Here is a 14519-nt window from a genome sequence, read left to right as displayed (position 1 = left end):
CAGATTGGCCGAGGGAGAGAAAAGGGCGACTTTTTTGCAAACTTGAACGGCGTTGAGGGTATTGTCGGTCGCCGGGATTAGATCAATCAGAAGGGATGAAGATGACATTGACTGTCGAAAGCCTGGTCAGGGTCGCAATGACCAATCCGGTAAACGCAGAAATTTCCACTCGCTTGCCTGAACTCGGTTTGAACCAATGCATGCTAACGGCCGGCTGCCTGTTCCAGGCCGTCTGGAATCAACAGGCACAGCGACCGCCAGAGTGGGGCGTGAAGGATTACGACGTCTTTTACTTCGATGATGACTTGTCATGGGAAGCTGAGAATGAGGTCATCGAATCAGGTCAGCGTCTGTTCCAGGACCTCGACGTGAACATTGAGATCAAGAATCAGGCCCGCGTCCACCTGTGGTACCGCCAGCGCTTTGGCGGGGATTATCCAAGGCTTCAGTCGGCTAAAGACGGGATAGATCGCTACCTGATTGCCGGCACCTGCATTGGTCTGGATATCGAAACGGGTGAGGTCTATGCGCCCAACGGCCTGGCCGACACCGAGCACGGGCTACTTCGAATCAACCCAAAGAATCTCAAGCCAGAGCTGTTCGATCAGAAGGCGAGAAGTTATCAGGCTCGCTGGCCCTGGCTCAGGATCGTGGAGCCGCAAAGTTGAATCGGCTAAATGTCTCAAGCTGATATCATTCAAGAATTACAGGCTGAGTAGAACAACATGAACCGTCAAAAGAAACTAAAGCAACTGTTCAAGGCTAAGGCCAAAAAGGCCAGTGCCAAACTGGCACCGAAGAGCAAGCCTAAATACATTTGTAAAGCGGACCGATTGAAGCTGGCGGCAGAAACCACTGACGAGTCAACGATCGCCTCTGAGAGCTGATTCACGTCGGACCGCGTAGACGTGGTCGACCCCTTCCTTCAAGTCGAAGCCGCTTCGCGGCTTTGAATGACCAGATCCCCCTCGCTACATTTCTCGAACATTGCCCTGTTTGTCATATCGGCAGCATGTCGTTTGCGGTCTTGAAAATGGCGCCGTCGGACATCCGACCCGGCCAGGTGCCCGATCCCGAGGCCGAAGGGCCGTTCAATTTGCGACAGGTTACATTTCTGTTAACGACCCTATGATTTCGGTTTGAAATTTTATCTATTTGATTTGTAAGGAAATAATCTATTTCACATGTGTGTTCTTACAGTATTTTCTGTGTATACATAAAAAATACAAATCATTGACGACACCCGAAACCCGTGCGAATCTGAATTCAACAACAAGCCGTAACCGCTGATTTGACTGCCTCGGGAGGTCATTGTGAAAAACGGCAAGAGCACTCTTTATGACGACCTCAAGCGTCAGATCCTCACGATGGAGCTCGATCCTGACGAGGCGCTGGATGAGGTTGCCATCAGCGAACGGTACGGGCTTTCGAGAACCCCGGTACGGGAAGTATTTCGACGTCTTGCCGGTGAGGGGTACATCGATATCAGGGAGAACCGCGGTGCCCGGGTGATTCCCATGAACCACTCGACACTGCGAAATTTTTTCCTGGTGGCTCCCATGGTGTACGCCGCGATAGGTCGCCTGGCCGTTCAGAATTTCAAGGCTCAGCAGCTGGTTGACCTGAAGGAAACGCAACGCCGTTTCCGTGCTGCGACGGTGTCCCGTGATGCCCTGATGATGGTGGTGGAAAACAATCGATTCCACGCAATCATGGGTGAAATGTCGGGCAATCAGTACCTTGAGCCCAGCCTCGAAAGACTGCTGATTGATCACGCACGGATTGGTCATACATTTTTCCGCCCTCGCGATGAGGACATGGAACAACGGCTACAGCTTTCCGCAGAGCACCACGATTCTTTTATTGAAGCCATTGAGCGTCGTGACGAGAGCGCTGTAGTTGACCTGGTCTTTGAGCATTGGGAGCTCTCCCGCGAGAACATGGAAATGTTTATCGCGCCCAATGGAATGAAGGCAGACCTGCCAACTCCATTTAAATAATACCGGTCCTCGCTTAATTGGCATGAGGATCGATACGAGTTGATGTCGCAGAAACGGCGGCATTGAATATCAATCCGGATACGGATTGATAGGCAACAACAACTGAAACAGATGGTGAGCTTATAGCTGTGCGCCACGGGCCTCTATTGTTTAGAGACTAATATAAAAAGTATTAACGTAGATCGAGGAACGCCATGAAGAAGATTTGGAAGGCAGTCTGCGCGGTCGCGATGATGGGCATGGTAATGCTGCCTGTTCACGCGGAAGAAAAAACAATCACCATGGGCACGTTGACCTGGGAAGACTTGACACCCATTACCGGTATTACCAAAAAGGTGCTTGAGGATTCCGGTTATAGCGTAAAAGTCATCGAGTTTTCCGAGTGGGGTATTGCTTATGCCGCTCTGACCAAAGGTGATATCCAGGTACTTGCCTCACAAACCGACTACGCGGCGAATGACTACTGGAACAAAAACAAGAACCGCCTGGAAAAACTATCCCCGGTTTCCTATGGCCTTTACCAGGCGATCGCCGTACCTAAATACGTCGACATCGACTCAATCGAACAACTCAATGACAACGCCGAGAAATTCGGCAACAAGATCATCGGTATCGAACCAGGTTCGGGCTTGATGAATGACGCGAGCAAGGCGGTCAAGGACTACGGCATCAAGTTGCAACTGCTCGAAGGCAGTACCGCTGCCATGACAGCCGCATTGAAATCGGCAGTCGATCGTAAAGAGTGGGTTGCCGTCACTGTGTGGGAGCCTTCATGGATGGCGCAGAAGTTCGACCTGAAGTTCCTCAAGGATCCAAAGGGTGTGTTCCCACCGCCACAAGGTTACTACTGGATTGGCCACAAGGATTTCTCAACGGAAAACCCACGTGCACGTGAAGTAATGGCCAGCGTATACGTGCCGATTTCAGATATCACGGCAATAAACGGTGAAGTAAAGGACGGCAAGACCATGGAGCAAGCCATTCAAGGCTGGACTGATGGGCACGCTGACCTGTTGAAGCGCTGGGAAAACATAAAGAAATAACGAGCATCTTTTTAAACGCCACTGCCGCCCTTTGATTCATTAGAAAAACCAGAAAAACTGGTTCGACGGGTACGAAAAATGACAACGCCCAACATTGATACCAACGAAGTGCTGATAGATTGCCAGTCAGTCTGGAAAATCTTCGGGAAAGCCGCACCTGCTGCGATGAATGCCGTCGTTCAGCAGGGGCTCACCAAGACTCAGATCCTGCAAAACTACGGCTGCGTGGTCGGGGTCTCGGATGTCAGTCTCCAGGTTCGCCGGGGAGAGATCTTCTGCATCATGGGATTGTCAGGCAGTGGCAAATCTACGCTGATAAGGCTGTTGAACAAACTCATCACACCCAGCGCCGGCAAGATCGTAGTCAAGGGCAAAGAACTCTCGTCGTTGAATGCCGCACAACTGCGTGAGGTGAGAGCACGTCATATCGGGATGGTTTTTCAGAGCGTTGCGTTGCTGCCTAACCGTACGGTTCTGGAGAACACGGCGTTTGGACTGGAAGTACAAGGCGTGGGCAAGGCCGAGCGCTACAAGGTTGCCGAGCAGGCCTTGGCCAAAGTCGGGTTGAGCGACTGGATGTCGCGCTACCCCAGCGAATTGTCCGGGGGCATGCAACAACGGGTAGGGCTTGCCAGGGCAATCACCGCAGACCCGGAAGTGATCCTGATGGATGAGCCTTTCAGTGCACTCGACCCGTTGATTCGCCGGCAGTTGCAGGATGAGTTCCGCCAACTGACCAAGGAACTGGGCAAGTCTGCTGTATTCATCACTCACGATCTGGACGAAGCGATTCGTATCGGCGACCGGATCGCGATCATGAAGGACGGCGCGATCATTCAGGTGGGAACTGCCGAGGAGATCGTCCTCAACCCCGCGGACGATTACGTCGCGGAATTTGTCGCCGGTATCTCCAGGTTGCATCTGGTCAGGGCAAATTCCGTCATGACGCCCGTGGAGTCATTCAAGGTAGCAAACCCCGGCTGCGACATCGCCAGGCTCATCAAAACCTCAGTCGATGCGGATATCAACGAGCTTATCGGCTTGACGATGAAGTCCGAGCGCGACGCACTCGCTGTGGTTGATAACGGAGTGGTAGTGGGGATCATTACGCCGCGTGATTTGCTGCGTGGCGTCCAAGGTATTCCAAACGAGTTCGCGGTATCGAAGGCCGCCACTGCACTGGAGGCCTCAACATGAGCACGCCTGACTTTTCCAACCAATTCGATTCGGTCGTCGACTCGAGCCTTGAATGGCTAATGGACAATGGAGAGTCCGTGTTCGACACGACCAATGCGTTTTTGAAGGGCGTTTACGAAGGCGTGCAGTGGTGCATCGCCTACCCACCTTACTACTTCATTGCGATAGCCATTGCCCTGATCGGCTGGCGGGCTGTCGGTTTGCGTTTCGCGATCCTTACCGGGCTGGCCTTGTTGTTTTGTGATGTCATTGGTTTATGGTCAGAAACAGTCAGCACGCTTGCCCTGGTGCTGACATCTACCGTGCTTGCCTTGGTGGTGGCGATTCCACTGGGCGTGCTGGCGGGGCTCGCGCCTTCATTTGATCGGGTCGTGGACCCGTTCCTGGATCTGATCCAGACCATGCCGCCCTACATCTACTTGCTGCCGGCCATTGCGTTGCTGGGCTATGGCACGGCCACGGCACTGTTGGCGACCTTCATTGTTGCTGTGCCACCTGCCATGCGCCTGACCTCCCTGGGAATTCGCATGACGCCAAAAGAGTTCATCGAGCTGGGGGACGCCAGCGGCGTCACCGGATGGCAGATGTTCTTCAAGATCCGCCTGCCGTTTGCCATGCCAAGCATCATGGCCGGGGTCAATCAAAGTCTGATGATGGCCTTCGGCATGGTGGTCATCGCCGGCATCGTCGGTTCCGGCGGCCTGGGTGAATCGATCTATGGCGCTGTTCGCACGCTGGACATCGCCAAGTCGATCAATGCCGCCATTGCCATCGTGATCCTGACCATGATTCTGGATCGATTGGCGCAGAGCGCCGCACGTTCCCGGATGGGAGAATCGAAATGAGTTCAGCAGAAATCCATTTTTCACCAGGCGCATTTCTCGCACCCGCCGTCGATTGGCTCAACGCCAATTTGCATGGTCTGTTCAAAGTCATCAGTCAGGTGATCGAGGCGGTGCTGGGCGGCGTTGAGGGTGCATTGCTTGCGCCGCATCCCTATGCCCTGATCGGTGGGGTAGTGGTGTTGGCATTGTTTTTTGCCAACAAGAAAGTGGCCCTGTTTGCCGGGTTGATGTTGGCATTCTGCCTGTTCTCCGGGCTGTGGGTCGCGTCCATGCAGACCATTGCCCTGGTCTCGGTTGCGGTGCTGATTTCGGTATCCATCGCCTTTCCGCTCGGCGTTCTGGCAGCACGGGTGAAGCGGGTCGACGAGGCGTTCTTGCCGATCCTCAACATCATGCAAACCGTACCGCCTTGGGTTTACCTGATCCCGGCCGTGATGCTGTTTAGCCTGGGACGGGTGCCCGCGATCATTGCGACCATCGTCTACGGCATTCCACCGATGCTCAGATTGACGACCCTTGCCTTCAAGCAACTGCCCAAGGAGTTCCTTGAACTGGGCCAGGCCATCGGTGCTTCGCCAAGGGCGATACTGTTCAAGATCGAATTGCCGACTGCCGCGCCGACGCTGTTGGTGGGGCTGAACCAATGCATCCTCCTGTCGCTGGCAATGGTGGTGTTGGCAGGCCTGGTGGGGGCGGGTGGACTGGGTGCTGAAGTCACCCGAGGCCTTACAAGGATGGAGATGGGGTTGGGCCTGCGTGCCGGCCTGGCGATCGTCGCTGTCGCACTCCTTCTGGATCGGCTGTCTCGCGGCGCGTTGCAGCGTCACTCCCCGCGCAAACTCGTGTAAGAGATTTTCAGAATGAGACGTAGCTTTTTTTGTGTTGATTCCCATGCGTGCGGGAACCCGGTTCGCGTCGTCACGGGTGGCGGGCCATTGCTGCCATCCGTCTCGATGGCGGAGCGACGCGAAATATTCGTTCGCGATCATGACTGGGTGCGCACGGCGTTGATGTTTGAGCCGCGAGGGCACGACATCATGTCCGGCGTGATCATCTATCCATCCTCCCGTGAGGATTGCGACTTCGGCGCCTTGTTTATCGAGGTTAGCGGGTGCCTGCCCATGTGCGGGGCGGGCACCATCGGATTATCTACCGTCGTCATCGAAGAAGGCCTGGTCACGCCTCGCGAACCTGGTCGGCTGGCCATCGAGACACCGGCAGGTCGCGTGGATGTCGACTACACCATGAACGGTGAATATGTTGACTCCATCCGCCTGTTCAACGTCGCCAGTTATCTGCACAGCGCCGATGTGGTGGTGGATGTGCCTGGTGTTGGCGAGCTTGTCGTAGACATTGCCTACGGCGGCAATTTTTATGCGGTGGTCGAGCCGCAGGAAAACTGGCCGGGTTTGAACGGATTGACCACGGCAGACATCGTCAGCCTGAGTCAGAAGCTGCGCGCCGCCTTGGCTGAAGTCAGTGACCCCGTGCATCCAGAGAACAGCAGGATCAGTGGCGTTCACCATGTCATCTGGTGTGACGAGGAACACTCGACGGCAGCAGACGGGCGCGGTGCAGTATTCTACGGTGACAAGGCGATTGATCGCTCGCCCGGTGGCACAGGTACTTCGGCACGAATGGCGCAACTGTTTGGCAAAGGACGGTTGAAGGTCGGGGACACGTACCGCAACGAAAGCCTGATCGGTACGATCTTCGAAGGAAAAGTCGAAGCGTCGGTGAAAGTGGGAACCTTTGACGCAATCACGCCGAGTATCGGTGGCTGGGCGCAAATCACCGGACACAACACCATTTTTGTGGATGACAAAGATCCCCTTCGTCATGGCTTTCAGCTTGCTTGACGCGGCAGGAGTGGCGTCAGGATGATGGGCTTCTCAGCACTACAAATGACGCATTCTCGAACGTAATAGAGTGGATTGAAGATTGATCGAAAGACGCCAGTTTAGCGGAGGCATGAAGGGGAAGAATCTTCGCTATGTGAATGACAACCCCAACCAGCCGACGCAAATGGTTCGAGCCGGATTCCTGTTGCTCGAACATTTCTCTTTACCTGCGTTCACCCAGGCGCTGGATACGATTGTCACCGCGAATCTACTGCGTCCCAAGCTGTTCTCGTCCCAGACGTTCGGCTTGAACGACGGGGAGGTCATCAGTGACCTGGGCCTGGTCATCCGGCCAGATGCCCGTATCAATTGTTCGGTACTTCAAGACCTGGACATGCTGGTCATTTGTGGCGGTTACCGGACAGAGCTCAGGGCTACCGATGAGTTCATACAGTTACTCAAGACAGCTGCGGGCCTGGGCATCACGCTCGCCGGATTGTGGAATGGCGCATGGTTCCTGGGGCGCGCCGGATTGCTCGCCGGCTACCGGTGCGCCATTCACCCCGAGCACCGCCCCGCACTGGCCGAGTTCTGCAAGGCGACACAGGTCAGCAGTGAGCCCTATGTGATTGATCGAGACCGGCTTACAGCCTCCAGTCCCTCCGGGGCGTTCCATATGGCACTGGACTGGATCAAGGGGCTGCACGACAAAGCGCTGGTCGAAGGCATCGAGGACATTCTTGCTTTTGAAGAGTCTCGTTACCGGCGCATCAAGCCGACAGAAAACATCTGTTTGAGTGCGCCGCTACGGGAGGTGGTCAAGCTGATGGATGCCAACCTCGAAGAGCCCCTGGAACTGGAGCAACTGGCAACCTACGCCGGCCGCTCACGCCGGCAACTCGAACGCCTGTTCAGGGAGCAGTTGGGCACTACACCGCAACGCTATTACCTGGAGTTGCGCATCACCGAAGCGCGTCGGCTCCTGCAGCATACCGAGCTCTCGCAAGTCGACGTGCTGGTTGCCTGTGGCTTTGTTTCACCCAGCCATTTCAGCAAGTGCTACAGCTCTTATTTTGGCTATCGCCCGTCGAAGGAAGTTCGTCTGGTCAAGTAAAGAAGCCCCATTGATTTGATGCTCACGGCGCTCTCCATCCGCCATTTATGAGTCGAGTGCGCTCAGGGTATGCCTGGGCGTGCCAATGCCTGTTTTTGCCAAAATCCGGCGCCCTGACGCCACCCTATATCCGCCTCCCAAAAACCACCCGTCGATTCGGGATGAGGGCTGTTTTGAATGTGTATTTTAATTGTAGACACAAAGAATAACGTTGTTTTATAGTGAGAATACAGGTAGTAGACAGCGTTCACTCACCCGTACAAAGGTTTCTAATAAATGGCTACCAAAGAACTCGATCTGCAAGCCACCGCGGATCTGCCCGTTGACCGTAAAGCTGTGCTGGGAGAGGCGTTGCGTCGCCGGATCCTGAGCATGGAGCTGGCACCTGGCGCAGTCGTTGACGAACTGGCCTTGTGCGACGAGTTCGGTCTTTCCCGACCACCTGTACGCGAGCTCATGCGGCAGATGGCGGCCGAGGGATACATCGATCTTGAAGCGAACCGTGCCGCCCGCGTGTCGTCGATGAGCTACCAGTCGCTCAGAAGCTTTTTCCTGGCAGCCCCGTTGATTTACATCGCCACCACCCAATTGGCGGCCGCCCATGCAACCCCATCCGAGATTGCAGAGCTCAAGCGCATCCAGGCGTTCTTCCGCACGGCCATCGAAGAGAAAGATGTAGAGAAGCGAGTGCTCTACAACGACGAGTTCCATCTGCAGATCGGCAAGATGGCTCACAACGCTTACTTGATGCCAAGCCTGCAACGCTTGCTGATCGACCATGCGCGGCTGGGGAAGATCTTCTATCGCCATCCCACGACAGTGGACATGCAAGAAGACCTGGAAGTGGCGGCGCAACAACATGACGAAATGATCAGTGCCATTGAAAACCATGATCAGGTTCTGGCGGGAGATATCGTGCGCGCGCATCTGGAATTGTCGCGACGTCGTATGTCCGAGTACGCCGCGCCGGAAGGGTTGGATGTGGCACTTACCTACTAAAAAGCAGTACCGATGCCACTTGCATGAACCGTGTGACGAGAACGTGCAGAAGGGACGCTTTTAGTAACTACAAATACAAAAGAGCCCAGGTCGCGAAAAATGGCAAAAATCAGATACACACCTGCAGATGACTCTACATGCGGCTGGTTCCACCTTAGCCAGCCGAGAGTGGCCCGTGCGCCCCACTCGGGCATCCGCTCGGCCCGTTGGGTCGTGCTGGGTGCCGGGTTTACCGGGCTTGCGGCAGCTCGGCAACTGGCGCTGAATTTTCCGGATGACGAGATTGTCCTGATCGAGGCCCAGGAGGTCGGTTACGGGGCCTCCGGCAGAAATGCCGGCTTCGCCATCGACCTGCCACACGATATCGGTGCCGATGACTATATCGGCGATATCGAGACGGCAAAAATCAGTATGGCGTTGAACCTGACAGGGCAACACATTCTGAAGAGCCTCGTGGAAAAACACCGGATCGACTGTCAGTTGCGCATGTGCGGGAAGTATCAGGCGGCTATTGAAGACCGGGGTATCTCTGTTCTGGATGCTTATCGCCGTGGGCTGGACAAACTCGGTCAAGAATACGAAATGATCGAAGAGAAGGACTTGCCGGATCACATCGGCACGCCTTTCTATCGCAAGGCACTGTTCACCCCGGGCACAGCACTCATCCAGCCGGCCGCCTTGGTAAAGGGCTTGGCCGACAGCCTGCCGGCCAACGTGACGCTTTATGAAAATACGCCGATTACCGACGTGGAGTACGGAGACAAAACCATCCTCACCCATAAGAACGGTCGTATTGTTGCGGACAAGTTACTGCTGACCAATAACGCGTTCGCCATGAGCTTCGGTTTTTTGAAAGGGCGCATGCTGCCGATCTTTACGTACGCAAGCCTGACCCGGCAGCTCACGGAAGATGAGCAGGCACGCTTGGGAGGTCGGCCTTATTGGGGTGTTATTCCTGCCGATCCTTTCGGCACTACATTGCGCCGGACAACGGATAACCGCCTGTTGGTGCGCAACAGCTTCAGCTTCAATGCCGACGGACGCAGCCATCAGAAATACCTGGAGCGGTTTATCCAGCGACACAAGGATTCGTTTGATCGCAGATTCCCCATGCTCCCCGATGTCAATTTCGAATACACCTGGGGCGGGTCGCTAGCGTTGTCGCGCAACCACATGGCGCACTTCGGGCAACTGGCCAACAACGTCTATGGTGCACTGTGCTGCAATGGACTGGGCGTGACCCGTGGCACGGTGACAGGCACCTTGCTGGCAGACTGGCTGGCAGGCAAGAAGGACCCACTGATCGATTTTCTGTTGTCGTCCCCAGGACCTAACAGAAACCCACCGGAACCCTTACTTTCAGCAGGCGTGAATATGAACTTGCTATGGGGACAGTGCCGGGCAGGGAAAGAAAGCTGATTTCGCAACACTCTGACAGGCAAGTTAAACGTTAAGTAATTGGTTAGAAGTTTTTAGCTTATTGGTTAGTCCATTAAGGCTGATGGTTTCTTATCGAGGCGGCTTTGATTCGCCCGGATTTTGGGTTTGCGCTTCAGCCCTTTGAATGACCGAAGCGGAATAGGAGACAATAATGACAAGTCCTAATACCTCTATTGAGGATGTTCCTCTCAATAATTTCCATCGTTTACTGACCGCCCGCTCCGGGGGCGGGTCATTTGTAGACGGTTATGTACTGAGCATTATCGGTATAGCGATGATGCAAATAACATCCGCCCTGAACTTGTCGGAGTTCTGGCAAGGAATGATTGCCGCATCGGCACTCATGGGGGTGTTTTTTGGCGGTTTCATCGGTGGCTGGTTGACCGACAGGCTGGGTCGCAAAAAGGTTTATTTCGTTGGGCCTACGCTGTTCATTGTTTGCTCGTTGGCACAGTTCTGGGTTGAGTCAGCACCGGTATTGTTCGCCCTCAGATTTATCATCGGTCTGGCGGTGGGCATTGAATATCCAGTGGCCACGTCGTTGTTGGTCGAGTTCCTGCCGAAGAAACAACGCGGCCCCAGGCTCGCGGCGCTGACCATCCTGTGGTTTGCCGGTGCGGCATTTGCCTACGTTGTCGGTACTTCAATCCTCAATGTGGGCGGAGATGACGCCTGGCGTTATGCGCTGGCGAGTGCCTCCGTCATCGGGCTGTTGCTGCTATTGCTGCGTGTCGGCACCCCGGAGTCCGCGCGCTGGCTCTTGAGCAAGGGGCGCGAGGCTGATGCAGAGCGCGTGATCAAGCATGTGTACGGTCAGCACTATTCGCTTCGCGATCTCCCTGAGGAGCCAGACCAGAAGAAAACGTCATTCCTGGATTTGCTTCATTCCGGATATGGGAAACGGTTGTTCTTTGTTTCCGTCTTTTGGTCATGCTCGATCATTCCTGTTTTTGCAGTCTATGCGTTCGCCCCCAAGGTTCTCCTGGCGTTGAATTTGAAAGGGGAGTGGGCCTCATACGGTTCCATGATCATCACGATGCTGTTTGTGGTCGGTTGTGTGCTCGCGACAAGGCTGATCAACACGATTGGCCGGCGCTGCATGCTTATTCACAGCTTTCTATGGTCGGGCCTGGCGCTGTTGGGCTTGGCGACTTTTTCACACAGCAATGAAGTACTGGTGCTCTTCCTGTTCGGTGCCTACGCGGTATTTATCGGTGGAGCACAAGTTCTGCAGCTTGTTTATCCGAACGAGTTGTTCCCTACAGAGATTCGCGCATTTGCGGTAGGCATCGGAACTTCCCTTTCCCGAGTGGGAGCAGCGGTTGGCACTTACCTGGTACCTGTTTCGCTACAGACCCTGGGTATCGGCAACACGATGTATGTGGCCGCCGTGGTCACCTTTATCGGGCTGATGGCAGCTTGGGCCATGGCACCTGAAACACGTTCGTTGAACTTGCGCGACGCAGCGGCGCTGAGCAGTTGAGCAGCTGCAACTGAGCCGTAAGCGATGAGTTGTCCCTGATAAATGGCGGTGGACGCCAGGTTGAATAACATTCCCTTAGTAATGGAGAGGCAATCATGAAATTCGAAGGCATTTATACCCCGGCAATTACTCCTTTGACCGCGAGCGGTGAAATCGACAAGGCCGCTTTCGCCGACGTGCTGGAGTATCTGATCGAGTCGAAAGTGCACGGCATTATCATTGGCGGTTCGACCGGCGAGTACTACGCCCACACCTCTCAAGAGCGTATCGAACTGGCGACCCAGGCTAAAGATGTGATCGGTGCACGACTGCCACTGGTGATTGGTACCGGTGCAATCCGCACTGAAGACTCCGTCGAATATGCCAAGGCCGCTCGCGAGATCAAGGCCGATGCGATTCTGGTGGGCTCTCCGCCTTATGCATTGCCTACCGAGAAAGAAAACGCCATCCATGCGCTGACCGTGGATCGTGCCGCCGGCTTGCCGATCATGCTCTACAACTACCCGGCACGCATGGGCGTCAGCATGGGCCCGGAGTATTTCGCGGCCGTTGCCGAAAGCAAAAACATCGTGGCCATCAAGGAAAGCTCCGGCGACATGGCGCAAGTCCATCGCCTGGCACGGCAATACCCGAACATCAGCCTGTCCTGCGGCTGGGATGATCAGGCGCTGGAGTTCTTCGCCTGGGGCGCACGCAGCTGGGTTTGCGCCGGATCGAACTTCATTCCCCGTGAGCACGTTGCGCTCTACGAAGCCTGTGTCGTGGAAAAAGACTTCGATAAAGGCCGCAAGATCATGAGCGCCTTCATGCCGCTGATGGACTTCCTGGAAAGCGGAAAATTCGTGCAGTCGATCAAGGTTGGCTGCGAGTTGAACGGCCTTCGCACTGGCGGTGTACGTTCGCCTCTGCAACCTCTGTACGAACACGAGAAACAGGCCTTGCAGGACATCATCACCACTCTGAAACGTGACGTCGCCCAGGTGACCGGGAGCGCAAAATGACTGGCCTTCTCAGCGCGGCAGAATATGCCGCCATCGCTCGGGACCTGAAGTTCCCGACTCAGTCGTTCGTCAACGGTGAGTCCTACACATCGGTGTCGGGCAACACCTTTACGACAACCAACCCGGCGACCAATGACGTGCTGGCCGAGATCACGGCCTGCAACGCTCAAGACGTTGACTTCGCGGTGGCCAAGGCCAAGGAAGCCTTCGAAGATGGTCGCTGGCATAAACTGAGCCCTGGCGAGCGCAAGAAGATGTTGCTGCGCTTTGCCGATCTGCTGGAGCAGAACTCCCACGAGCTTTCTGTCCTGGAAAGTCTGGATAGTGGAAAACCCGTTCGCGAGTGCCAACTCACGGACGTTCCGGAAACCATTCACATGATCCGCTGGCATGCGGAGTTGATCGACAAGATCTACGACAGCACCGCACCGGTCGGTTCCGGCGCGTTGAGCCTGGTGGTGCGTGAAGCCATCGGGGTCGTCGGTCTGGTGCTGCCCTGGAACTTCCCGCTGCTGATGCTGGCGTGGAAAATCGGCCCATCGCTGGCCGCGGGCTGCTCCATCATCGTCAAGCCGGCCAAGGAAACCACCTTGACGGCTCTGCGTGTCGCCGAACTGGCTCATGAAGCAGGCGTGCCCGCCGGTGTTTTCAACGTGCTGTCCGGCGGGGGCGGTGAAGTGGGCGAGCCGCTTGGCCGCCACATGGACGTGTCCATGGTCAGCTTCACCGGCTCGACAGCCACCGGGCGCCGGTTCCTTAACTACGCGGCGGATTCGAACCTCAAGCGCATTGTGCTGGAGTGTGGCGGCAAGAATCCTGCAGTGGTGATGAATGACGTTGAAGACCTGGATCTGGTCGCCAGCCACGTCGTCAATGGCGCATTCTGGAACATGGGCGAAAACTGCTCGGCTTCCTCGCGCTTGATCGTGCATGCGGACATCAAGGACGAGTTGTTGAAGCTTATCGGCGTGCAGATGCGCGAATGGAAAATGGGCAATCCACTGGATCCGGACAATCGCCTTGGCGCCATGGTCAGCAAAGCGCATTTCGAGAAGGTTCGTTCCTACCTCGAGCAAGCGGCCGTTGAAAAACTCGACGTCGTTTATGGCGGCAACACCGAGAGTGACATCTTTGTCGAGCCTACCGTTGTCGATGGCGTAGGTGTCGACAGCCGACTGTTCCAGGAAGAGATCTTTGGCCCTGTATTGGCGGTCACCACGTTCAACACCGTTGACGAAGCCATCGCTCTGGCCAATGACTCGGTGTATGGCCTGGCGGCATCGGTGTACACCGACAACCTGCGCAACGCCATCAAGCTCTCGCGCGAAATTCGCGCGGGGATTGTGACGGTCAACTGCTTCGGTGAGGGTGATGCTTCCACGCCGTTTGGTGGATACAAGGAGTCCGGGTTTGGCGGGCGCGACAAGTCAATCTGGGCCCACGATCAGTACACCGAAATCAAGACCATCTGGATCGACGTCTCTGAGCGGTAATCTACCGAACGGATGACAGCAGTATGCACACTCATCCCGAATACCACGAATGTCGGGATGAGT

At 55.4% G+C, this 14519-nt stretch carries 14 protein-coding genes; all 14 read left to right on the top strand.

From position 1 onward, the window contains the following. Nucleotides 1-101 precede the first annotated feature (101 nt). The 14 genes from PSJE_RS03135 to PSJE_RS03070 all read left to right on the top strand — a co-directional run bounded on the left by PSJE_RS03135 (nucleotide 102) and on the right by PSJE_RS03070 (nucleotide 14456). Entirely contained in the window at nucleotides 102-668 is a 567-nt protein-coding gene (locus PSJE_RS03135; RefSeq protein ID WP_167362863.1) for a nucleotidyltransferase family protein, read from the top strand. A 57-nt stretch (nucleotides 669-725) separates the two neighbouring features. Further along, nucleotides 726-887, top strand: a complete 162-nt coding sequence (locus PSJE_RS03130; protein WP_090455146.1) for a DUF2986 domain-containing protein — start codon at nucleotides 726-728, stop codon at nucleotides 885-887. Between the two features lie 426 nt (nucleotides 888-1313). Further along, a complete protein-coding gene (locus tag PSJE_RS03125; protein WP_057714869.1) occupies nucleotides 1314-2000 on the top strand; it encodes a GntR family transcriptional regulator in 687 nt (228 codons plus the stop codon). 194 nt (nucleotides 2001-2194) lie between these two features. Next, nucleotides 2195-3043 carry a glycine betaine ABC transporter substrate-binding protein gene (locus PSJE_RS03120; RefSeq protein WP_090455148.1) on the top strand — a complete coding sequence of 283 codons (849 nt, stop codon included), beginning with the start codon at nucleotides 2195-2197 and terminating at the stop codon, nucleotides 3041-3043. 78 nt (nucleotides 3044-3121) lie between these two features. After that, entirely contained in the window at nucleotides 3122-4240 is a 1119-nt protein-coding gene (locus PSJE_RS03115; protein WP_057714867.1) for a quaternary amine ABC transporter ATP-binding protein, read from the top strand. Then, nucleotides 4237-5085 (top strand): ABC transporter permease, encoded by an 849-nt coding sequence (locus PSJE_RS03110; RefSeq protein ID WP_090455149.1) that lies wholly within the window; start codon nucleotides 4237-4239, stop codon nucleotides 5083-5085. The genes PSJE_RS03115 and PSJE_RS03110 overlap by 4 nt, the downstream gene beginning before the upstream one ends. Next, nucleotides 5082-5933, top strand: coding sequence for an ABC transporter permease (locus tag PSJE_RS03105; RefSeq protein WP_057714865.1), 852 nt, complete (start codon nucleotides 5082-5084; stop codon nucleotides 5931-5933). The genes PSJE_RS03110 and PSJE_RS03105 overlap by 4 nt, the downstream gene beginning before the upstream one ends. A gap of 12 nt (nucleotides 5934-5945) precedes the next feature. Beyond that, on the top strand, nucleotides 5946-6944 hold the full coding sequence (locus PSJE_RS03100; RefSeq protein WP_090455151.1) for a 4-hydroxyproline epimerase: 999 nt from the start codon (nucleotides 5946-5948) through the stop codon (nucleotides 6942-6944). A 112-nt stretch (nucleotides 6945-7056) separates the two neighbouring features. Continuing rightward, nucleotides 7057-8040: a GlxA family transcriptional regulator gene (locus PSJE_RS03095; protein ID WP_090455153.1), complete on the top strand. Its 984-nt coding sequence runs from the start codon at nucleotides 7057-7059 to the stop codon at nucleotides 8038-8040. A 276-nt stretch (nucleotides 8041-8316) separates the two neighbouring features. Further along, on the top strand, nucleotides 8317-9039 hold the full coding sequence (locus tag PSJE_RS03090) for a GntR family transcriptional regulator (protein WP_090455155.1): 723 nt from the start codon (nucleotides 8317-8319) through the stop codon (nucleotides 9037-9039). A gap of 99 nt (nucleotides 9040-9138) precedes the next feature. Then, a complete protein-coding gene (locus PSJE_RS03085) occupies nucleotides 9139-10458 on the top strand; it encodes an NAD(P)/FAD-dependent oxidoreductase (RefSeq protein ID WP_090455157.1) in 1320 nt (439 codons plus the stop codon). A gap of 172 nt (nucleotides 10459-10630) precedes the next feature. Then, nucleotides 10631-11962, top strand: a complete 1332-nt coding sequence (locus PSJE_RS03080) for an MFS transporter (protein ID WP_057714860.1) — start codon at nucleotides 10631-10633, stop codon at nucleotides 11960-11962. Between the two features lie 95 nt (nucleotides 11963-12057). After that, the gene (locus tag PSJE_RS03075) at nucleotides 12058-12963 is read left to right on the top strand and encodes a dihydrodipicolinate synthase family protein (RefSeq protein ID WP_090455159.1); all 906 of its coding nucleotides are present in this window, start codon (nucleotides 12058-12060) and stop codon (nucleotides 12961-12963) included. Next, nucleotides 12960-14456, top strand: coding sequence for an aldehyde dehydrogenase (locus PSJE_RS03070; RefSeq protein WP_090455161.1), 1497 nt, complete (start codon nucleotides 12960-12962; stop codon nucleotides 14454-14456). The genes PSJE_RS03075 and PSJE_RS03070 overlap by 4 nt, the downstream gene beginning before the upstream one ends. Nucleotides 14457-14519: the final 63 nt, after the last annotated feature.

It is taken from the genome of Pseudomonas jessenii (assembly GCF_002236115.1).
GTDB classification, from domain to species: Bacteria; Pseudomonadota; Gammaproteobacteria; order Pseudomonadales; family Pseudomonadaceae; genus Aquipseudomonas; species Aquipseudomonas jessenii.
The sequence above is the reverse complement of the archived record's forward strand: the minus strand, read 5'-3'. Positions and strand labels throughout refer to the sequence as shown.

Coding starts and splice junctions, on each gene's coding strand:
- PSJE_RS03135 (WP_167362863.1), top strand. CDS start 102: ATGACATTGACTGTCGAAAGCCTGGTCAGGGTCGCAATGACCAATCCG.
- PSJE_RS03130 (WP_090455146.1), top strand. CDS start 726: ATGAACCGTCAAAAGAAACTAAAGCAACTGTTCAAGGCTAAGGCCAAA.
- PSJE_RS03120 (WP_090455148.1), top strand. CDS start 2,195: ATGAAGAAGATTTGGAAGGCAGTCTGCGCGGTCGCGATGATGGGCATG.
- PSJE_RS03115 (WP_057714867.1), top strand. CDS start 3,122: ATGACAACGCCCAACATTGATACCAACGAAGTGCTGATAGATTGCCAG.
- PSJE_RS03110 (WP_090455149.1), top strand. CDS start 4,237: ATGAGCACGCCTGACTTTTCCAACCAATTCGATTCGGTCGTCGACTCG.
- PSJE_RS03105 (WP_057714865.1), top strand. CDS start 5,082: ATGAGTTCAGCAGAAATCCATTTTTCACCAGGCGCATTTCTCGCACCC.
- PSJE_RS03100 (WP_090455151.1), top strand. CDS start 5,946: ATGAGACGTAGCTTTTTTTGTGTTGATTCCCATGCGTGCGGGAACCCG.
- PSJE_RS03095 (WP_090455153.1), top strand. CDS start 7,057: ATGAAGGGGAAGAATCTTCGCTATGTGAATGACAACCCCAACCAGCCG.
- PSJE_RS03090 (WP_090455155.1), top strand. CDS start 8,317: ATGGCTACCAAAGAACTCGATCTGCAAGCCACCGCGGATCTGCCCGTT.
- PSJE_RS03085 (WP_090455157.1), top strand. CDS start 9,139: ATGGCAAAAATCAGATACACACCTGCAGATGACTCTACATGCGGCTGG.
- PSJE_RS03080 (WP_057714860.1), top strand. CDS start 10,631: ATGACAAGTCCTAATACCTCTATTGAGGATGTTCCTCTCAATAATTTC.
- PSJE_RS03075 (WP_090455159.1), top strand. CDS start 12,058: ATGAAATTCGAAGGCATTTATACCCCGGCAATTACTCCTTTGACCGCG.
- PSJE_RS03070 (WP_090455161.1), top strand. CDS start 12,960: ATGACTGGCCTTCTCAGCGCGGCAGAATATGCCGCCATCGCTCGGGAC.